This window comes from Pseudomonas sp. (genome assembly GCF_017744435.1).
In the GTDB taxonomy this organism is placed as follows: domain Bacteria; phylum Pseudomonadota; class Gammaproteobacteria; order Pseudomonadales; family Pseudomonadaceae; genus Aquipseudomonas.
The window spans coordinates 82,351-102,451 of record NZ_JAGIBG010000004.1 but is presented as its reverse complement, the minus strand read 5'-3'; the positions used below and the strand labels follow the sequence as shown (position 1 = coordinate 102,451).

The 20,101-nt window shown below is 62.6% G+C and carries 16 protein-coding genes; 7 read left to right on the top strand and 9 right to left on the bottom strand.

Going from position 1 to position 20,101, the window contains the following annotated elements:
- Positions 1 to 64 precede the first annotated feature (64 nt).
- The 5 genes from J7573_RS04650 (at position 65) to J7573_RS04630 (ending at position 6,022) form a co-directional block, all read left to right on the top strand.
- Positions 65 to 2,302 carry a beta-galactosidase gene (locus tag J7573_RS04650; RefSeq protein WP_294326287.1) on the top strand — a complete coding sequence of 746 codons (2,238 nt, stop codon included), beginning with the start codon at positions 65 to 67 and terminating at the stop codon, positions 2,300 to 2,302.
- Positions 2,303 to 2,446: 144 nt separating this feature from the next.
- The gene (locus J7573_RS04645; RefSeq protein WP_294326285.1) at positions 2,447 to 3,592 is read left to right on the top strand and encodes a serine hydrolase domain-containing protein; all 1,146 of its coding nucleotides are present in this window, start codon (positions 2,447 to 2,449) and stop codon (positions 3,590 to 3,592) included.
- A 99-nt stretch (positions 3,593 to 3,691) separates the two neighbouring features.
- Positions 3,692 to 4,669: an OmpA family protein gene (locus J7573_RS04640; RefSeq protein WP_294326283.1), complete on the top strand. Its 978-nt coding sequence runs from the start codon at positions 3,692 to 3,694 to the stop codon at positions 4,667 to 4,669.
- Positions 4,670 to 4,688: 19 nt separating this feature from the next.
- Positions 4,689 to 5,336: a pyridoxamine 5'-phosphate oxidase gene (gene pdxH / locus J7573_RS04635; protein WP_103449444.1), complete on the top strand. Its 648-nt coding sequence runs from the start codon at positions 4,689 to 4,691 to the stop codon at positions 5,334 to 5,336.
- 221 nt (positions 5,337 to 5,557) lie between these two features.
- Positions 5,558 to 6,022 (top strand): glycine zipper 2TM domain-containing protein, encoded by a 465-nt coding sequence (locus tag J7573_RS04630; RefSeq protein ID WP_294326277.1) that lies wholly within the window; start codon positions 5,558 to 5,560, stop codon positions 6,020 to 6,022.
- A gap of 176 nt (positions 6,023 to 6,198) precedes the next feature.
- On the opposite strand, the gene J7573_RS04625 is transcribed toward J7573_RS04630, so the two are convergent.
- The 7 genes from J7573_RS04625 to J7573_RS04595 form a co-directional block, all read right to left on the bottom strand.
- Entirely contained in the window at positions 6,199 to 7,806 is a 1,608-nt protein-coding gene (locus J7573_RS04625) for an NAD(P)/FAD-dependent oxidoreductase (RefSeq protein WP_110639630.1), read from the bottom strand.
- A 103-nt stretch (positions 7,807 to 7,909) separates the two neighbouring features.
- The gene (locus tag J7573_RS04620; protein ID WP_294326273.1) at positions 7,910 to 8,584 is read right to left on the bottom strand and encodes a hypothetical protein; all 675 of its coding nucleotides are present in this window, start codon (positions 8,582 to 8,584) and stop codon (positions 7,910 to 7,912) included.
- Positions 8,585 to 8,672: 88 nt separating this feature from the next.
- The gene (locus J7573_RS04615; protein WP_003254879.1) at positions 8,673 to 9,374 is read right to left on the bottom strand and encodes an ABC transporter ATP-binding protein; all 702 of its coding nucleotides are present in this window, start codon (positions 9,372 to 9,374) and stop codon (positions 8,673 to 8,675) included.
- Positions 9,375 to 10,142 (bottom strand): high-affinity branched-chain amino acid ABC transporter ATP-binding protein LivG, encoded by a 768-nt coding sequence (livG, locus tag J7573_RS04610; RefSeq protein WP_294326238.1) that lies wholly within the window; start codon positions 10,140 to 10,142, stop codon positions 9,375 to 9,377.
- Entirely contained in the window at positions 10,139 to 11,395 is a 1,257-nt protein-coding gene (locus J7573_RS04605) for a high-affinity branched-chain amino acid ABC transporter permease LivM (protein ID WP_294326236.1), read from the bottom strand. The genes livG and J7573_RS04605 overlap by 4 nt, the downstream gene beginning before the upstream one ends.
- The gene (livH, locus tag J7573_RS04600; RefSeq protein WP_167070573.1) at positions 11,392 to 12,315 is read right to left on the bottom strand and encodes a high-affinity branched-chain amino acid ABC transporter permease LivH; all 924 of its coding nucleotides are present in this window, start codon (positions 12,313 to 12,315) and stop codon (positions 11,392 to 11,394) included. The genes J7573_RS04605 and livH overlap by 4 nt, the downstream gene beginning before the upstream one ends.
- A 186-nt stretch (positions 12,316 to 12,501) precedes the next feature.
- A complete protein-coding gene (locus J7573_RS04595; RefSeq protein WP_294326229.1) occupies positions 12,502 to 13,617 on the bottom strand; it encodes a branched-chain amino acid ABC transporter substrate-binding protein in 1,116 nt (371 codons plus the stop codon).
- A gap of 360 nt (positions 13,618 to 13,977) precedes the next feature.
- Here J7573_RS04595 and J7573_RS04590 point away from each other — a divergent pair, with 360 nt between their 5' ends.
- On the top strand, positions 13,978 to 14,283 hold the full coding sequence (locus J7573_RS04590) for a DUF2288 domain-containing protein (protein WP_254481148.1): 306 nt from the start codon (positions 13,978 to 13,980) through the stop codon (positions 14,281 to 14,283).
- Positions 14,284 to 14,541: 258 nt separating this feature from the next.
- Here the strand turns inward: J7573_RS04590 and J7573_RS04585 are convergent, their stop codons facing one another.
- Positions 14,542 to 16,725 carry a hypothetical protein gene (locus J7573_RS04585; protein ID WP_294326223.1) on the bottom strand — a complete coding sequence of 728 codons (2,184 nt, stop codon included), beginning with the start codon at positions 16,723 to 16,725 and terminating at the stop codon, positions 14,542 to 14,544.
- A 199-nt stretch (positions 16,726 to 16,924) separates the two neighbouring features.
- Here J7573_RS04585 and J7573_RS04580 point away from each other — a divergent pair, with 199 nt between their 5' ends.
- A complete protein-coding gene (locus J7573_RS04580) occupies positions 16,925 to 17,812 on the top strand; it encodes an NAD(P)-dependent oxidoreductase (RefSeq protein WP_294326222.1) in 888 nt (295 codons plus the stop codon).
- On the opposite strand, the gene J7573_RS04575 is transcribed toward J7573_RS04580, so the two are convergent.
- Positions 17,712 to 19,976: an EAL domain-containing protein gene (locus tag J7573_RS04575; RefSeq protein ID WP_294326220.1), complete on the bottom strand. Its 2,265-nt coding sequence runs from the start codon at positions 19,974 to 19,976 to the stop codon at positions 17,712 to 17,714. The two genes, J7573_RS04580 and J7573_RS04575, sit on opposite strands and share 101 nt — an antisense overlap.
- Between the last annotated feature and the right edge of the window lie 125 nt (positions 19,977 to 20,101).

Sequence of the window (20,101 nt, the reverse complement as noted above, 5' to 3'; positions counted from 1 at the left end):
GCCGGCCCGTTGTCCATGACTCAGTCGCGGGCCCATGAGGGCCTGGAAGGAGAGCCTCAGCCCTATGATCCGCCGCACCTTGCCCGTGGTATTCACTCTGTTGTTCAGCACGCCATTGCTGGCTGGGCAACAGACGTTGTTCAGCTTCGTCCGCCCGGCCTCGGTGGTCAATGTGGCGACCGAAGGCACCGGCATGCCGCAGTACAATGCGGAGCAGACGGCAGAGGGCGAGGTGCTCAGGCGGGTGGTGTTCAACCCGGTCGAACGGCCGACTTTGCGCCTGAGCCCGCAGAGCGGCGTGTGGGACTGGTCGGCTGGGCAGTTCCTCACCTTGCGCATGCAAAGCGCCCAGGACTGGGCCTTGACCGTCGATGTCACGGTGCTCGGCAGCGATGGGCGCACGCTGACCAGCCGTATCGACCTGCCTGCAGGGCCTGCGCAAACCGTCATGGTGCCGCTCAAGGCCAGTTCGCCACTGAGCCAGGGCATGCGTGCCGGCCCGCCCATGCCATGGGCCTACGAAGGGCAGCGGTTGCTGTTGACCAGCAGTGCCGGTGAGGTAGACCTCAAGCAGGTGGTGTCGGTCAGCCTGACCATCCCCAACCCGAAGATGGCGCAGAACCTGCTGATCGAGAAGGTCGGCATCCAGGACGACGACCAGGCCTACCAGGCGGCCTACCACGAGTTGATCGATGCCTACGGCCAGTCCACCCGGGGGCATTGGCCCGAGAAGATTGTCAGTGACGATCAGCTCAAGGCTGCTGATACTCGTGAACAGCAGCAACTCAAGAGCTGGCTGGCTGACCGTCAGAAGCAGCAGCTGGACAGCTACGGGGGCTTGCTGGCCGGCCCGGCATTCGCCGCCAAGGGTTTTTTCCGCACGGAGAAGCGTGATGGCCGCTGGTACCTGGTCACACCGGAAGGCCATCCGTTCTACTCGCTGGGGGTCAATGCCGTGGCCGCCGATGGCGGGCGCACCTACGTTGCCGGTCGCGAGGGGATGTTCAAGGTCTTGCCAGGTGAAGGCGATGCGCTGACGGCCTTTTATGGCGAAGGCAACAACGACGATGGCAACGCTTCGTCGCAAGGGCGCAGCTTCAAGCAGGGGCGTTGGTTCGACTTCTACGCCGCGAATATCCAGCGCACCTATGGCAAGCCTTGCCCGCCAGCCGTGGAAGGCCAGGCACCTCCCGTCTGCCCACCGTTGGCGCTGGACGCCGAGCGTTGGCGGGCTCACACACTGGACCGGCTGCAGGCCTGGGGCTTCAACACCCTGGGCAACTGGAGTGACCCGGCCATCGGCCAGGCCAAGCGCATGGCCTATACCTTGCCGCTGTCGATCGTCGGTGACTATGCCAGCATCAGCACTGGCATGGACTGGTGGGGCCGCATGCCGGACCCGTTCGACCCACGGTTTGCCATGGCCACGGAACGTGCCGTGGCCATCGCCGCGCGCGATCACCGTGACGACCCCTGGCTGATCGGCTATTTCGCCGACAACGAACTGGCCTGGGCTGCGCCCGGCAGCGACCCCAAGGCGCGCTATGGCCTGGCCTATGGCACCCTGCGCCTGACCACCGACGTGCCGGCCAAGCGCGCATTCCTCAAGCAATTGCGCGACAAGTATCGCAACCAGGAGGGGCTGTCCAAGGCCTGGGGCATCGACCTGCAGGCCTGGGAGCTGATGGAGGACCCAGGCTTCGAGGCGCCGCTGCCCAACCCCGAGCACCCGGAAATCGAGCGTGATTACCAGTACTTCCAGCAGGTATTCGCCGAAACCTACTTCAAGACCATTTCCGATGCACTGAAGTGGCATGCGCCCAACCACCTGCTGCTGGGAGGTCGCTACGCCGTGAGCACACCGGAAGCGGTCAAGGCCTGCGCCGAGTTCTGCGATGTCCTGAGTTTCAACTTCTATACCCTCAAGCCCGAGGATGGCTATGACTTTGCCCGTCTGGCCGAACTCGACAAGCCGGTGCTGGTGTCCGAGTTCCAGTTCGGTTCGCGCGACCGTGGGCCGTTCTGGCCAGGGCCGGTAGAAGTGGCCAGGGAAGAGGACCGTGGGCCTGCCTACGGCAACTTCCTCAAGGCCGCCCTGGCACAGCCGATGATCGTCGGTGTGCATTGGTTCCAGTATCTCGACCAACCGGCCAGTGGGCGTCTGCTGGATGGCGAGAACGGCCACCTGGGCCTGGTGGCAATTACCGATGTGCCATACCCGGGGTTCGTCGAGGCGGTGCGCAAGAGCAACCTGCAGGCCGTTGGTCAGTTGCGCGGCGATCTGGAGAAAAAGGTCCCCTGAGGGTCTACCGGGGGCGCTTGCGCCCCCTGGCACAGATGACACTGCTGTTTCGGCACCGACCATCCGCCCTTGCCCAGTAGGCAAAACCGCCAACTACTGAAACAATGCACGCCTTTGTCAGCAAGGTCGTACGGAGAACAGCGGGTGCAGATCCAGGGTCACTATGAGCTGAAGTTCGAAGCGGTGCGTGAAGCGTTTGCGGCATTGTTCGAAGATCCCCAGGAGCGTGGCGCGGCGCTGTGCATCCAGGTCGGTGGCGAGACCGTGGTCGACCTGTGGGCGGGCAGTGCCGACAAGGACTGCCAGCAGGCCTGGCACAGCGACACCATCGCCAACCTGTTTTCCTGCACCAAGACCTTCACCGCCGTGACGGCGCTGCAACTGGTGGGTGAGGGCAAGCTTGCCCTGGATGCCCCGGTGGCGCGCTACTGGCCAGAATTCGCCCAGGCCGGCAAGCAGAACATTACCCTGCGCCAGTTGCTCAGCCACCGTGCCGGCCTGCCGGCCATCCGCGAGCTGCTGCCGGCTGAGGCCCTGTATGACTGGCAGACCATGGTCGACGCCCTGGCTGCGGAAACGCCGTGGTGGACGCCCGGCACTGAGCACGGCTATGCCGCCATCACCTACGGCTGGCTGATCGGCGAGCTGATCCGCCGCGTCGATAACCGTGGCCCGGGTGAGTCGATCGTCGCCCGTACCGCCCGGCCGCTAGGCCTGGACTTCCATATCGGCCTGGCCGACGAAGAGTTCCACCGTGTGGCGCATATTGCCCGTGGCAAGGGCAACGCGGGTGACGCCGCAGCCCAGCGCCTGCTGCAGGTGACCATGCGTGAACCCGAGGCACTGTCGACTCGCGCCTTCACCAATCCGCCAGCCATCCTGACCAGCACCAACAAGCCCGAATGGCGGCGCATGCAGCAGCCGGCGGCCAATGGCCACGGCAATGCGCGCAGTCTGGCCGGCTTCTACGCAGGCCTGCTCGACGGCAGCCTGCTCGAATCCGAACTGCTCGACGAACTGACCCGTGAACACAGCCTTGGCCAGGATCGTACCTTGTTGACCCAGACCCGTTTTGGCCTGGGGTGCATGCTCGACCAGCCCGATGTGGCCAACGCCACCTTCGGCCTCGGTGCCCGTGCCTTCGGTCATCCAGGCGCTGGCGGCTCGGTGGGTTTCGCCGATCCGGAACACGACGTGGCGTTCGGCTTCGTGGTCAATACCCTCGGCCCATACGTGCTCATGGATCCAAGAGCCCAGCAGCTGGTACGCGTGCTTGGCACTTGCCTTTGATCGGGTAAAGCGGGTATTACGCAACCCCTTTGACTATCCTCAATGCCAACGCCTGAAGTGCGTTGGCAAAATATCTTTCAATTTCATGGTGTATCGCTGATGTCTTCACATAAAACCTTAGCTCTCGCCCTGTGCCTGGCCGCTATGACCGGTTGCGCCAGCCACTCCCAGGACGCTTCCAAGGACGGCGGCAGCAGCTGGTGGCCGTTCGGTTCGGACAAGGTTGCCGACAAGGAAGTGAAAGCGGCGGTTACCGAGAAAGTCGCCAAGGCCGACGCCAAGTCCGAGAGCGCCAGCCACTGGTGGTGGCCGTTTGGCGGTAGCGACCAGCAGGCCAAAGGGCCAGCAATGCCGAAGATCGACGAGAAGGCCACCCAGGCCTGGCTGGACCAGTACGAGCCAAAGCTGCGTGAAGCCGTCAAGGACAGCAAGCTGGAGCTGGAGCGCCGCGACAACGTGCTGGTGGTGACCATCCCGGTCGACAGCTCGTACAACCCGGATCGCCCGAACATGCTGCTGCCGATGACCTTGGGCCCGATCACCCGCGTGGCCAAGGCCGTCGAAGGTGACTCGAAGACTGCCGTGCTGGTACTTGGCCACGCCGACAGCAGCGGTGTCGCAGCCGCCAACCAGAAGCTGAGCCTGGAGCGTGCCGCCTCGGTATCGGCGATCTTCCGTCTGAGCGGCCTGCAGCGTGACCGCCTGTCGCTCAAGGGCATGGGCTCGGAAATGCCGCGTGCCGCCAACGACAGCGCTGAAGGCCGTGCCCTGAACCGCCGTGTTGAAATGCTGCTGACGCCGCAGAACACCATGGTTGCCTTGCTGGCCAAGTATCAACAGGCAGCTCCAGTGGCAACCCCGGCATCGATGGTTGCCGTGCAGGATGCCAAGGCGCCTGCCGCCAAGCCGGTTGAGACCAAGAAACCAGCCGCCAAGCCAGCTGCGAAGAAAGCCGCTGCCAAGCCTGCGGCCAAGGCCACTGCCAAGAAGAAGGCCGCGCCAGCCAAGCCGGCTGCCAAGAAAGCCGCTACCACTGACAAGAAAGTAGCCGCCAACAGCCCTGCGAAGACCAACTGATCGTCAAGGAAACGCAGCCATGACCCAATCCCTGGCCGATATGCGCCGCGACTACACCCGTGATGGCCTGGCCGAAGCCCAGGCCCCGGGTGAGCCGTTCGCCCTGTTCCACCAGTGGTTTGCCGACGCGGTGAAGACCGAGCAGCCACCGGTGGAGGCCAACGCCCTGACCCTCGCCACGGTCGATGGCGAGGGCCGCCCGCACTGTCGTGTGTTGCTGCTCAAGGGCCTCGATGACCGTGGTTTCACCTTCTTCACCAACTATGACAGCGCCAAGGGCCAGCAACTGCTGGCCAACCCGTTCGCTGCCATGACCTTCTTCTGGCCGGCGCTGGAGCGCCAGGTGCGGATCGAAGGGCGAGTGGAAAAGGTCACGGCCAAGGAGTCGGATGACTACTACCAGGTACGCCCGCTGGGCAGCCGCCTGGGGGCCTGGGCTTCGCCACAGAGCCGTGTCATTGCCAACCGTGAGGAGCTCGAAGGCCTGGTCAAGGCCACCGAAGCGCGCTTCTCCGATACCCAGCCGCATTGCCCGGAACATTGGGGTGGCTATCGCTTGCTGCCTGAGCGGATCGAGTTCTGGCAGGGCCGGGCCAGCAGGTTGCATGACCGTCTGAACTACCGTCTGGTCGACGGGCAGTGGGCGCGCGAGCGCCTGGCACCGTGACACCTTGGGGCTGCCAGGCAGCCCCATTCCCTCCTCAAGCCAACACTTCTTCACAACTGATGAAGTAATCCGTGGCTATCCTTGGTCTGAGCTGTAACGCCCGCATTACTGTCCGTCAAGGCTGTACAGGGGCTGAATGGAAATAAATTTATTGCGTCAGCGCAGTGACAGCCGTCAACGCGCGGCGTCTAATGGACACCTGTTTTTTGGAGATTGTACCCATGCGTAAATCCGCTTTGCTGGTGGCGACTTTCACCACCCTGTCGCTGCTGCTTGGTGGCTGTGCCTCGAGCCTGACCGGCGACAGCTACTCCCGTGATGAGGCCCGTCGCGTACAGACCGTGCGTATGGGTACCATTGAATCCCTGCGCCCGGTCAAGATCGAAGGCACCAAGACCCCGATCGGCGGTGGTGCTGGCGCCATCGTCGGTGGCGTGGCCGGCAGCGCCATTGGCGGTGGCCGTGGCAGCATCGTCACCGCCGTGATTGGTGCGGTGGCCGGTGGCCTGGCAGGTTCCGCTGCCGAGGAAGGCCTGACCCGTACCCAGGGCGTGGAAATCACCGTGCGTGAAGACGACGGCAGCATGCGCGCCTATGTGCAGGCCGTGCAGCAGAACGAAGTCTTCCGCGTTGGCGACCGCGTGCGCATCATGACCGTTGACGGTACCAGCCGCGTTTCGCACTGATCGTAGCGGTCAATAAAAACCCCGAATGGGCCAGGCCCATTCGGGGTTTTTTGTTTTCCTGCGCCGGCCTCTTCGCGGGCAAGCCCGCTCCCACAGGTACTGCACAGTTTTCAAAGGTTGTGCGATCCCTGTGGGAGCGGGTTTACCCGCGAAGAGGCCAGTTCAGGCAATGCAGCTTAGAGCCCGAGAATGTCGCGAGCCACGGCTTCGGCAATGCGGATACCGTCCACGCCTGCCGAAAGAATCCCCCCGGCATACCCCGCACCTTCACCCGCCGGGAACAGCCCCTTCATGTTCAGGCTCTGGAAATCCGCACCACGGGTAATGCGCAGCGGCGACGAGGTGCGTGTCTCGATGCCGGTCAGCACCGCATCATGCAGGTTGTAGCCTTTGATCTGGCGGTCGAACGCCGGCAGCGCTTCGCGGATTGCCTCGATGGCGAAGTCTGGCAGGCTCGGTGCCAGGTCACCCAGGGTCACCCCCGGCTTGTACGACGGTTCGACGCTGCCCAGTGCGGTGGACGGCTTGCCAGCGACGAAGTCGCCCACCAGCTGCGCCGGCGCCTGGTAGTTGCTGCCACCCATGACGTAGGCGTGGGCTTCCAGTCGCTCCTGCAGCTCGATACCGGCCAGCGGGCCGCCCGGATAGTCGCGCTCGGGGTCGATGCCGACGACGATGCCGGAGTTGGCGTTGCGCTCGTTACGCGAGTACTGGCTCATGCCGTTGGTCACCACGCGGCCCGGCTCGCTGGTGGCGGCGACCACGGTGCCGCCCGGGCACATGCAGAAGCTGTACACCGAACGGCCGTTCTTGGCGTGATACACCAGCTTGTAGTCGGCGGCGCCGAGTTTCGGGTGGCCGGCGTATTTACCCAGGCGCGCCTTGTCGATCAGCGTTTGTGGGTGTTCGATACGGAAGCCCACCGAGAACGGCTTGGCTTCCATGTACACGCCCTTGGCGTGCAGCATGCGGAAGGTGTCGCGGGCGCTGTGGCCCAGGGCCAGGACCACATGGCGCGAGTGCAGCTGCTCGCCGCTTTCCAGCACCACGCCGGTCAGCTGGCCGTCTTCGATTAGCAGGTCGGTGACCTTTTCCTGGAAGCGCACTTCGGCGCCGAGGGCGATCATGTCCTGGCGCATCTGTTCGACCATGCCAGTCAGGCGGAAGGTACCGATGTGCGGTTTGTTGATGTACAGGATTTCGTCCGGCGCACCGGCCTTGACGAACTCTTCCAGAACCTTGCGGCCGTGGTGGTTCGGGTCCTTGATCTGGCTGTAGAGCTTGCCGTCGGAGAAGGTCCCGGCGCCGCCTTCGCCGAACTGCACGTTGGACTCGGGGTTGAGCACGCTTTTACGCCACAGGCCCCAGGTGTCCTTGGTACGCTGGCGCACTTCCTTGCCGCGCTCGAGGATGATCGGCTTGAAGCCCATCTGTGCCAGTAGCAGGCCGGCAAAGATGCCGCACGGGCCGAAGCCGACCACGATCGGGCGCTCCTGCAGGTCGGCCGGCGCTTGGCCGACGAACTTGTAGGTGACGTCGGGTGCCACGCCAATGTTGTGATCGTCGGCGAACTTGCTGAGCAGCTCGGCTTCGTTGCTGGCTTCAAGGTCGATGGTGTAGATGAACAGCAGCTCGCTGTTCTTCTTGCGCGCATCGTAGCTGCGCTTGAACAGGTTGAAGCTGAGCAGTTGCTCGTCGCGGATGCCCAGGCGCTGGACGATGGCTTCACGCAGGGCTTCGTCGGGATGGTCCAGGGGCAGCTTGAGTTCGGTGATTCGTAGCATGGCAGGGTCCAGTATCCCGGCCATGGGCGGCCGGCGGCTTTACACAAACCGCCAAGTATAAGCTGTTAGCCGCCCCGACTGGCAGGATAAAAGCGCCCGGCGATCAGTTGTCGCGCGCACCGCCGTAGTAGCCGCAGCCGCGCAGGGTCTGGCCGTCGATGCGCAGCTCGGCGCGCAGGTGACGCACGGCGCCAGTGGCGCCATCGACGCAGCGTTGCGGGGCGACCCACAGTTCAACGTGCTGGCCATTGGCTTCGCTGGTCAGGGTCAGGCCGCCGCCGGGCACTTCTTCTTCGAGGAACGGCAGGGGCAGTGGGTCTTTGCCGACGCGGTTGAGCACCATGCCCTTGCCACTGGCCTTGATGTCCCAGTCCGGTTCGTGGCCATTGGCGCGTAGGGTCAGCTGCTTGAAGTTGGGGTCGTCGCAGGCGCGGGTGGAGGGTTCCAGGCGGTACAGGCGGCTGACCTCCAGCTGGCCATCGTTGTCGGCCTGCTTGCTGCCGGTGAGGCGCCCGCGCACGTCGGTGAACAACTTGGCGTTGGCGTCCTTGGCCAGGTTGACGGACTCCTGAAGGATGCCGGTGCCGGCGACGTCATTGATCACGAAGTGGCGGCTTTCACCGCAGGGTTTGAACAACAGCCGGCCGCCGCCAGCGCTCAGTTCGCCCTGCATGCGCGTGGTACCGATGTTCGGGTCACGGGGCTGCTCGGCCAGCAACTGGCAGCCGGCGAACAGGGGCAGCAGGGCAGTGAGCAGCAGGGTAGGGGTGAGGCGCATGGGGCGGGCTCCGGAGAATCTTTGCCAAAGAGCTGGCCACGATACACGTCCTGCGGGCAGAAAAAAGGGCCCGAAGGCCCTTTTTCATTCAACCACCCAAGTAGGCGTCGCGCACCTTCGGGTCGGTCAGCAGTGCCTCACCGGTGCCCTGCATCACCACCCGGCCGTTCTCCAGTACATACGCCCGGTCGGCGATCTTCAGCGCCTGGTTGGCGTTCTGCTCCACCAGGAACACCGTCACGCCATCACGGCGCAGCTGTTCGATGATGTCGAAGATCTGCTGGATGATGATCGGCGCCAGGCCCAGCGAAGGCTCGTCGAGCAGCAGCAGCTTGGGCTTGCTCATCAGCGCTCGGCCAATGGCCAGCATCTGCTGCTCGCCACCGGACATGGTGCCGCCACGCTGGATGTAACGCTCCTTCAGCCGCGGGAACAGCTGCAGGACCTTGTCCAGTTGCTCCTGGTAGTCGCCCTTGTCGGTGAAGAAGCCGCCCATGGCCAGGTTTTCCTCGACGGTCAGGCGGGCGAACACACGGCGGCCTTCCGGCACCACCGCGATGCTCTTGCGCATGATGTGCGAGGACGGCTGGCCGACCAGTTCTTCACCCAGGTACTTGATGCTGCCGCTGTGCGCCTGCGGCGACCCGCACAGGGTCATCAGCAAGGTCGACTTGCCGGCACCGTTGGCACCGATCAGGGTGACGATCTCGCCCTGGTTGATCTCCACGTTGACGCTGTGCAGCGCCTGGATCTTGCCGTAGAAGGTGGAAACGTTCTCGAACTTCAGCATTTACGCTTCCCCCAGGTAGGCTTTGATCACATCAGGGTTGTCGCGGATCTCCTCCGGCGTGCCGTGGGCCAGGGGCGTGCCCTGGTTGATCACGACGATGTGGTCGGAGATGCTCATCACCAGCTTCATGTCGTGCTCGATCAGCAGCACGGTGACGTTGTGCGACTCGCGCAGGTAGGCGATCAGTGTCTTGAGGTCTTCGGTTTCCTTGGGGTTCAGGCCCGCGGCGGGTTCGTCGAGCATGATGATCCGTGGCTGGGTCATCATGCAGCGGGCGATTTCCAGGCGGCGCTGCTGGCCGTAGGCGAGGGTGCCGGCGGTACGGTTGGCGAATTCGGTCAGGTTGACCTTCTCCAGCCAGTACTGGGCGCGCTCCATGGCCTCCTTCTCGCTGCGGCGGAAGTTCGGGGTTTTGAACAGGCCGGCGAAGAAGTTGGTGTTCAGGTGACGGTGCTGGGCGATCAGCAGGTTTTCCAGCGCGGTCATTTCCTTGAACAGGCGCACGTTCTGGAAGGTCCGCACCACGCCCTTGCGGGCGATCTGGTGGCCGGCCAGGCCCTGGATCGGCTGGCCGTCGAGCAGGATGGTACCGCCGCTGGGCTTGTAGAAGCCGGTCAGGCAGTTGAACACCGTGGTCTTGCCAGCGCCGTTCGGGCCGATCAGCGCCACCACCTGTTTTTCCTTGACGGTCAGGGCCACGCCGTTGACCGCCAACAAGCCGCCGAAGCGCATGCTCAGGCCGCTGACTTGCAGAATTTCGCGGCTCATCGACGCAGCTCCATGTGGGGACGTTGCATAGGCAGCAGGCCTTGCGGACGCCAGATCATCATCAACACCATCAGCGCACCGAACATCAGCATCCGGTATTCGCTGAACTCACGCATCAGCTCCGGCAGCAGGATCATCACGATGGCCGCGAGAATCACGCCCAGTTGTGAGCCCATGCCGCCGAGCACGACGATGGCGAGGATGATCGCCGACTCGATGAAGGTGAACGACTCTGGCGTCACCAGGCCTTGGCGCGCCGCGAAGAAGCTGCCGGCGAAACCGGCGAAGCAGGCACCCAGGGTGAATGCCGAGAGCTTGATCACGGTGGGGTTCAGGCCCAGCGCACGGCAGGCGATCTCGTCTTCGCGCAGCGCTTCCCAGGCACGGCCGATCGGCATGCGCAGCAGGCGGTTGATCACGAACAGTGCCAGCAGGGCCAGCAGCAGGGCAACCAGGTAGAGGAAGATGACCTTGTTGATCGAGTTGTATTCCAGCCCGAAGAACTCGTGGAAGGTCTGCATCCCCTCGGCGGCCTTGCGCTCGAAGGTCAGGCCGAAGAACTCCGGCTTGGGGATGTTGCTGATGCCGTTGGGGCCGCCGGTCCAGTCGGTGAGGTTGCGCAGGAACAGGCGGATGATCTCGCCGAAGCCGAGGGTCACGATCGCCAGGTAGTCACCGCGCAGACGCAGCACCGGGAAGCCGAGCAGGAAGCCGAAGGTAGCCGACATCAGGCCGGCGATCGGCAGGCAGACCCAGAAGCTCCAGCCCAGGTAGTGCGAGAGCATCGCGTAGCTGTAGGCGCCGACGGCATAGAAACCGACATAGCCGAGGTCGAGCAGGCCGGCCAGGCCGACCACGATGTTCAGGCCCAGGCCCAGCAGCACGTAGATCAGGATCAGCGTGGCGATGTCGACCGCCCCGCGCGAGCCGAAGAACGGCCACACCAGTGCCGCGACGATCAGGCCGATGATCACGTAGCGCTGGGTTTTCGGCAGGGTCAGGTAGTTGCTGACGGCTGGCGGGATCAGCTTGCGATCCGAGCGACGGCCCATCACCGCGCTCCACTGCTTGTCGAACAGCACACGCAGGAACATCAGCACCGAACACACGGCGATGATACTGATGGTGAACGACCCTTGGCTGTGCACCGCCAGGCTGATGCCGTCGATGCTCAGTTTCAGGCCCAGCACCGGGAAGGCCACGGCCCAGACCAGCAAGGCGCTGAAGAACGCCTGTTTGAGATTTCTGTTCATACTTTTTCAACCTCCGGGCGGCCCAGGATGCCGGTCGGCCGGAACAGCAGGACAAGAACCAACAAGCCGAATGCCACCACGTCCTTGTACTGGTCGCCGAAGATGTCGGCGCCGAAGGCTTCGGCCACGCCCAGCACCAGCCCGCCGAGCATGGCGCCCGGGATGCTGCCGATGCCGCCCAGTACCGCTGCGGTGAAGGCCTTCAGGCCCACCAGGAAACCGGCGTTGGGGTTGATCACCCCGTACTGCATGCTCAGCAGCACGGCCGCCACGGCCGCCAGGGCGGCACCGATGACGAAGGTCAGGGCGATGATGTTGTTGGTGTTGATGCCCAGCAGGTTGGCCATCTTGATGTCCTCGGCACAGGCACGGCAGGCGCGGCCCAGGCGGGAACGGGAGATGAACAGGGTCAGGCAGGTCATGGCCACCAGGGTGACCACGAACACCAGGATCTGCATGTAGCTGATCAGGACTTCTTCAGCACCGCCCGGCCCGAAGGAGAAGGCTCCCGGGATCAGGTTGGGGATGGATTTGTCCTTCGAGTCTTGCGACAGCAAGACCGTGTTCTGCAGGAAGATCGACATGCCGATGGCGGAAATCAGCGGGATCAGGCGGTTGCTGTTGCGCAGGGGGCGGTAGGCAACCCGTTCGATGCTGTAGCCATAGGCACTGGTGACGCAGATCGTCGCGACGAAGGCGACGGTCATCAGGATCGGCAGCGAATGGATACCCATCATGGCCAGGCCCGCCAGGGCGATAAAGGCCACGTAGGAACCGATCATGTATACCTCGCCGTGGGCGAAGTTGATCATGCCGATGATGCCGTACACCATCGTGTAGCCGATGGCGATCAAGGCATAGGTGCTGCCGATGGTCAATCCATTAACCAGTTGTTGGAAGAAATGGTAGATCTCAGGCATTACAGCGCTCCTAAAAACCTGATTTGCATTTCGCTGGCGGGGGTACGGCCAGGAAACCGCGGGTGACGGTTTTAAGATTTTCAGGTGAGTCCGCCCCCGGATCGCGGGGATCAGGCCCATGAACCTCGTAAAACAAAGCCCACTGCTCGCACAGTGGGCTTCTACGGTCAGCTATTAGTCACGCAGTTACTGAGGGGAGACTTCGGTCTTCGGCTTGCCGAAGTGCCATTCGTAGACCACGAACTTGAAGTCTTTCAGGTCGCCTTTCTCGTCGTACGACAGGGTGCCGGTCGGGGTCTTGAAGGAACCGGCGTGGATGGCGGCTGCCACCTTGTCGGTGTCTTCGGACTTGGCCGCTTCGATACCTTTGGCGATCAGCTCGACAGCCGAGTAGGCCGGGAACACGAACGGACCGCTCGGGTCCTTGCCGTCAGCCTTGATGGCGTCGACGATGGCCTTGTTCTCAGGGTCGGTGTCGAACGACTTCGGCAGGGTCACCAGCAGGCCTTCGGAAGCACCTTGGGCGATCTGCGAGATGGAGTCGTTACCCACGCCTTCCGGGCCCATGAACTTGGCTTTCAGGCCCTTTTCCTGGGCTTGGCGCAGGATCAGACCCAGCTCTGGGTGGTAGCCGCCGTAGTAGACGAAGTCGACGTTGTTCTGCTTGAGCTTCTGGATGATCGAGGAGAAGTCCTTGTCACCGGCATTCAGGCCTTCGAAGACGGCAACCTTGGTGCCTTTCTTCTCGAGGGTCTGCTTGACTGCGGTGGCGATGCCCTCACCGTACTGCTGCTTGTCGTGCAGAACGGCAACGACCTTCGGCTTGACGTGGTCGGCGATGTAGTTGCCGGCAGCCGGGCCCTGGGCGCTGTCCAGGCCGATGGTGCGGAAGATCAGCTTGTAGCCACGGGCGGTGATTTCCGGCGAGGTGGCGGCCGGGGTGATCATGATCACGCCTTCGTCTTCGTAGATGTCGGACGCTGGCTGGGTGGAGCTGGAGCACAGGTGGCCGATGACGAACTTGACGCCGTCGTTGACCACTTTGTTGGCGACTGCCACGGCCTGTTTAGGGTCGCAGGCGTCGTCGTATTCCTTGGCTTCGAGCATCTTGCCATCGACGCCGCCCTTGGCGTTGATATCCTTGATGGCCTGCTTGGCGCCGATGAACTGCATGTCGCCGTACTGGGTCACAGGGCCGGTTTTAGGGCCCGCGATCCCGATCTTGATGGTATCGGCGGCAAACGAATGGCTGGCTACCCCGGCCAGTACCATTGCGGCGAACAGCTTGGAAATCTTGATCATAGTGCTCCACTCATTCTGTTGTAATTCTTATAGTCCTGGCGGCCAGGGCTACAGACCGGGCGGGATTTGCGGTATGGCCACGCCACACTGCATGCCCACCTTCCCCCGGAACATGTCCCGGAACTGTACCGGTACAGTGTAGAGCCCTGTTCGCGCGCTTGAAAAGCGGGCAAAAAGTGCCTGTTCCGCGGGTTGTCGCATGATCGACACAAAGATACAGAAAAGCGCCATCACTTTGCCTGTATCCCGGGCCCCACCCCACAACTTCGGGGCCAATCGACCAAATTACATATTTGAAACCGGGTTTTTCTGCAAAAATGCCGGCCTTTTTTCATTGGCCGAATTTGCGGGTACAAACCCATGACTGATCAAACAAGCACCCTCTATGCCAAATTGCTCGGCGAGACCGCGACAATCGAGTGGAAGGCTTTGGAGCGTTTCTGGGCCAAGGGTGACCTGATTTGGGTCGACCCTAGTCTCGACCTGATCGAGGTTGCCGCGGCAATGGCCGAGAATCGCAGCGAGATCTTCGCCAAGTGGCGTAGTGATGGCACTGTCGGGCCGGTCAGCGCCGAGCAAGCGCTCGACCTGCAAAGCCGCGATCCAGAGATCTGGGCCGTGGTGGTTTCACCGTTCATCGTGATTCAGGCTAAACAAGCGGAATAACGGCGCGCTTTTTTAGTGCGTAAAAATGCACAGCCGCCCCATGACGGTGCTCGTTGACGCTCACGTAAGGTAGAAGTTGGTAACAGTGGTGGGCTGATTCGGCGCTGCGGTAACAGTTTACGGCATGCGTAATGGGGGCTGCAGAGCAGCCCTTCGCGGGCATGCCCGCTCCCACAGGTGCTGTGCAATTCCAACATGCACGAAATCCCTGTGGGAGCGGGCGTGCCAGCGAAGGGCCGCAAAGCGGCCCCGTCGTGTTTAGTAATCGACCCGGCCGGTATGGCTGTTCAGCGAAATCACCCGGGTCTTGCCGATGCGGTGGCGGAAGATCTCGCGCAGGTACTTCACCGCCTTCTTCACGCATTCGCGCGACAGACGAATATCGTTGATCGACACGAAGCGGCTCTTGTCGTTGATCAGTTCGCGATATTTCTTTTCGTACATCGGCTTGATCGCATACCAGTTGGTGTCGAGGATCTTCGCCGGGTTCTCGAACTCACTGAGCAGGTCGTCTATCCGCTCCTCCTCGAAGTGCTCGCTGGTGATGAACTCGAGGATGGCGTTGTCCAGGGTGTCATCGAAGCGGTACGGGGTGCGGGCAAAGCAACGCTTGATGAAGGCCACGATCAGGGTCAGGAAGTCGTCCGACAAGCATGGGCTCTTGGCGATCAGGGTGGTCAGCGACAGGTTGGCCGAGGCGCCGATCACCAGTGCGTAGCGCTTGAGCGTGGTATTGGGGAACAGGCTGTTGAGGTGGGTCTTGAGCCGGTTCAAGTCCATGTACGACAGCTTGTAGTCCTTGGGCAGCGAGACGATCGACACCACCGACGAGCAGTTCTTGAAGAAGTGCAGGTCATGCAGTGCGGCGGCGTCGTAACCCGAGGCCTGGTATTGCTCCAGGGCAGCGCGGTAGCGGCGCGATTCGATCGGCAGCAGGCTGATGCCCTCGATGGCCTGGGTCTGCTTGTTGAAGTGCGGCAGGTCGATGGAGCGGAAGAACAGGTCGTCGATGTCCAGGCGCGGGGTTTCGCGTTCGAACACCTTGAACTTGTCCGTGCCTGGCGCTGGTGCTTCGGGCACCACCGATTCGGCATAGGCAATCGCTACCGGGCCGGCCAGGCTCATGAACAGGTCGTTGGCGTCCAGGCGGATGGTTTCACCAATGTCGATGCCCGCGCGGCGGAAGTAGTTCTGGTCGTAGTCGGTGGTCACCGCCTGGGCGGTCAGGATGTTGAAGATCTGCTGGGAGATGTACTGGTTGGCGTGCTTCTCCATGGCGTTGACGTCGATGTTGTGGATGGTGCCGTCATCGCTTTCTTCGGCGTAGCGCATGATGTCGTTGGAGATCAGCATCATCGCGTTCCATGGGCGGATACGGCCCATCACGCTGGCTTCGCTGCTGTCTTCATTATCGAAGTTGTACGAGAAGTCCCATTCTTCCGACAGGTATTTGCACAACAGTCGGCCGGCGTTGATGTGCAGGGCTTCGGACATTTCGCTGCGATGGTCCGTCGCATTGGGCAGCACGCAGATGCCGCTGGTGAAGATCGGCTCGAAGACGAACGAGTGCCCGCTCTTGCCGTCGTTCTCGTCGGCAGGCTTGGTGTCGAAGGTCTTGTTCATGTACGAGTACTGCTGGGCCAGGCCGAACTCCGAGGCCATGCCTGAACCGGTACCGCCACCGGCACTGAAAATGTAGAAGTACAGCCGCGACTGGTTGGCCTTGATGCCGCAGGAGTCGATCAGGTAGGAGTGGATCAGTTTCCAATCGGCGCTGGAGAAGCGCTGGGTGTCCTTGTTGAGGATGATCTTGGCCAGGTACTGGCCGAGGATCGGTGCATTGCCGGCACCGCCTGCGTGCACCTCGGACAGGTCCATGATCTTCATCTTGCTGTAGTCACGCAGGAATCCGCCGCGTTCGCCCTTGCGCGAGAAGCGGATACGCCCGGCGATGTCCTTGTCCAGGTCGCCGAGCATCACCAGCGGCTCGACCAGGAACACCGGTTTGACGCCCTTGTTCTGCACCAGCCGCAGGTTCTGGCGGATCCAGCGTGCCGGGCTGTAGCCCGACTCGCCCTTGAGGCGGTCTTCGTTGTTGAACTCGTTGAGGAAGAAGGTACGGGCGTTGTAGACCAGTTCCGCCACGTCCAGGGCGATGTTCGAACCGCAACGGCCCAGGCCGATCAGGCAGACCGACGGGAACTGCTGCTCCAGGCGCAGTTGGTCATCGTCTTCGATGTGCTGGTTGCTGGGGAATACCAGGTCACGCAGGCCGTCGAGGTTGTCGAGGATGCGCTGGATGTCCTGCTCGGTGAAATACAGGTACTGCTGTGTCGGTGGGGTGCGTGTCGGTAGTGTGTCACGAACACCACTGGCGGTCGGTAAGTTGGGGAGAGTCGAAGACTCGGGGACCGCATTGGCAGAAGTGTTCGTAGAGGTCATAGTGCGCCATTTGCCTGGTGTTAAGTGATTATCAGAGGGTTATGCCATATGGCCATCACGCGAAACGCCGCGACTCTATCAGTGCGCCATTTGCGGGTGCGATAGGGGTTTCCCTTACTTGTTTTAAGTATTTTTCTGTCGAGCTGGCATTGCATCGCCCGTTTGCCACGCTTCTTTAATTGTCTGCCTGGAGTCGTTCATGAGTACTGCACTGCCTTCGCTGGGATTTGCCGGGATTGGCCTGATGGGCCTGCCGATGTGCCGGCGCCTGTTGGCCGCGGGTTATCCGCTGACGGTCTGGAACCGCAGCCCCGACAAATGTGCCGCGTTGGTCGCAGCAGGCGCCCGCCTGGCGGCCTGCCCGGCCGAGCTGTGCCGTGACAGCGACATGGTGCTGCTGTGCCTGGCCGACACGGCAGTGGTGCGCGAGGTGGTGTTTGGCGAGCAAGGCATCGCCGAGGGCGGGCGCAGCGGGCAGTTGCTGGTGGACTTCTCCAGCCTCGAACCGACCGCTACCCGGGAAATGGCTGCCGAGCTGGCTGCACTGTGTGGCATGGCCTGGCTGGATGCTCCAGTTTCCGGCGGCACGCCAGGGGCAGAGGCGGGCACCTTGGCGATCATGGTGGGTGGCGAGGCCACTGACCTGCAGCGTGCGCGCCCGGTTCTGCAGGTGCTTGGCCAGCGGGTGACGCACATGGGCGCAGTGGGGGCAGGGCAGGTGACCAAGGCCTGCAATCAGATGATCGTGGCCTGCAATGCCCTGGTGATTGCCGAGGTGGTGGCGTTGGCCGAACAGTCAGGCGTCGACGCCACCCTGATCGCCGAGGCCCTTGCCGGTGGCTTTGCCGATTCGAAGCCGCTGCAGATCCTGGCGCCGCAGATGGCCGAAAGCCGTTTCGAACCGATCAAATGGCATGTCCGCACGCTGCTCAAGGACCTCGACGGTGCCGTCAAGCTTTCCCGTGAGCAGGGCTCGGCAACGCCGCTCAGTGGCCTTGCCGCACAGTTGATGCGCCTGCACGGTAGCCAAGGGTATCTGCAAAAAGATCCGGCGACCCTGGTAGAGCTGTATCGCAACAAGGGCTGAATACACTCTCCTGGCGGTCGAGCTGATCGAGCAGCGAGCGTAGTTCGCTCAGCGGCACGGGGCGGCTGAGCAGGTAGCCCTGCAGGTAGTCGCAGCCATTGCTGGCCAGGAACTCATGCTGCTCGACGGTTTCGACGCCTTCGCTGACCACTTCCAGGTGCAGGGTGTGGGCCATGGCGATGATGGCCTCGATGATCTCGCGGTCCTTCAGGCTGCCGGGCACATCCTGCAGGAACGTGCGGTCGATCTTCAGCACGTCCAGAGGCAGGCGCTTGAGGTAGGCCAGCGACGAATAGCCGGTGCCGAAATCGTCGATCGACAGGCCGACCCCCTGGCCGCGAATGCGCTTGAGCAGGCTGACGGTATGCTCGATGTCACCCATCAAAGCGTTTTCGGTGACTTCCAGTTCCAGCTGGCGAGGCGCCAGGCCCGCCTGGAACAGTGCCACTTCCACTTCGTTGGGCAGGGTTTCATGGCCCAGGGTCACCGCCGAGCAATTGACCGTGACCTTGAGGCTGGTAAAGCCATGCTGCTGAAGCCGGGCCAGGTCCTGGCAGGCGTGGCGCAGCACCCACAGGTCGAGGTCGACGATCAGGCCGTTGGCTTCGGCAATGCCGATGAACCGGTCAGGCCCCATCAGCCCGTGCAGCGGGTGCTGCCAGCGTACCAGTGCTTCGAGCTTGGCCACCTGGCCGGTGCGCAGGTCGAAGATGGGTTGGTAATGCACACACAGGCCTCGTTCTTCGAGCAGGGCAAGGCGCAGTTCCTCTTCCAGTTGCAAGGCCAGGCTGGCACGGCTTTTCAGGCTGCTGTTGAAAAAGTGCAGGCTGTTGCGCCCGCTGCCTTTGGATTGATACAGGGCCAGGTCGGCATGCTTGAGCAGTTCTTCGGTGGTCAGGCCGTCATCGGGGTAGATGCTGATGCCGATGCTGGTGGTCATGACCATGCGCCGGCCGCCCAGATCGATCGGCTCCTTCATCCGCTGCATGATGCGCTGGGCCAGGTGGCGCGCCTCGTCGGTGTTGTTGAGGCTGGTGACCACACAGAATTCGTCACCGCCGAAGCGGGCCACCAGGTCGTGGCTGCGGGTGGCAGCCTTGATGTGGTTGGCGATCACCTTGAGCAATTCGTCGCCGGCGTCGTGGCCGAGGCTGTCGTTGATCCGCTTGAAGTGGTCGATGTCGAGGAACATCACGGCCAGGCGGTGTTCGCCGGGATTCTGTTCTGCCAGGCGTTCGGCGAAGATCTGGTTGAAACCACGGCGGTTGACCAGGTTGGTCAGGGCGTCGTAGTGGGCGGCCTGTTGCAGTGACTCGCGGGCCTGGTCCAGCTGGCTGAGCAGCACACCGTAACGGCGCAGGTCGTCTTCCTTGCTCTGCAGCTTCTTGTCGGCCAGGGCGGCGCTGATGCTGCTACCGCTGATCAGCAAGGTGATGAAGGCGATGGACAGCCCCAGCTGCAGGCTGTTGTCGCCCGAGGGCAGGCGCAAGGCGGTGTCGGCGGGGATTACCAGGGTCATGGCTGACATGGCGGTGAAGTGGGTAGCCACGATGCCGCTGGCCATGATCAGGCTGGCGCCATACTTCATGGTCTGGTGCAGGGTACCGCTGCCGTTACGGAAGTAGCGGGCCAGCAACAACGCGACAAGGCTGGTGAGCAGGGCGATGACGGCGCTGCTTAGCAGCAGGCCGGTCTGGTAATACTGCTGGGCACCGGTCTGCAGCGCGGCCATGCCGACGAAATGCATGATGACAATGCCCAGGCCGATAAGCAGCGCGCTTTGCAGGTAGTGCTGCGGGCGCATTTCACTGCGGTCCAGGCTGTTCATCGCCAGCCAGGCCACCAGCAAGGCGATCAACAGTGACAGGCCGGTCAGCGACACGTCGTAATGCATCTCTACCGGGGCCTGAAAGGCCAGCATGCTGATGAAGTGCATGGCCCATATGCCGCCGGCCAGGCAACAGGCGCCGAGGACACGCCATTGTCGCTGGGCAGCGCGCAGCTCGGTGTGGGATTGGCGCTCGGCCATGTCGAGCGTGGCGAAGCACGCTGCGCTGGCCACGGCAAAAGCGATCAGCACCAGTAGCGGTTCATGGCGGCAGTCGATGACGATGCGCCCGGTTACCGGCAGTTCGGTGAACAGTTGCAGCCCCAGCCAGTCCATTGCTTGCCCTTTGCTCGAGTTTTCACTCGTCTCCGTTCAAGCGCCGTGGAGACTGTTCTGAGGCAGTATAGAAACAGGTGGTTAAACCTTCCTGACTAGTGGCACTTTGGCTTCAATGATTTGGC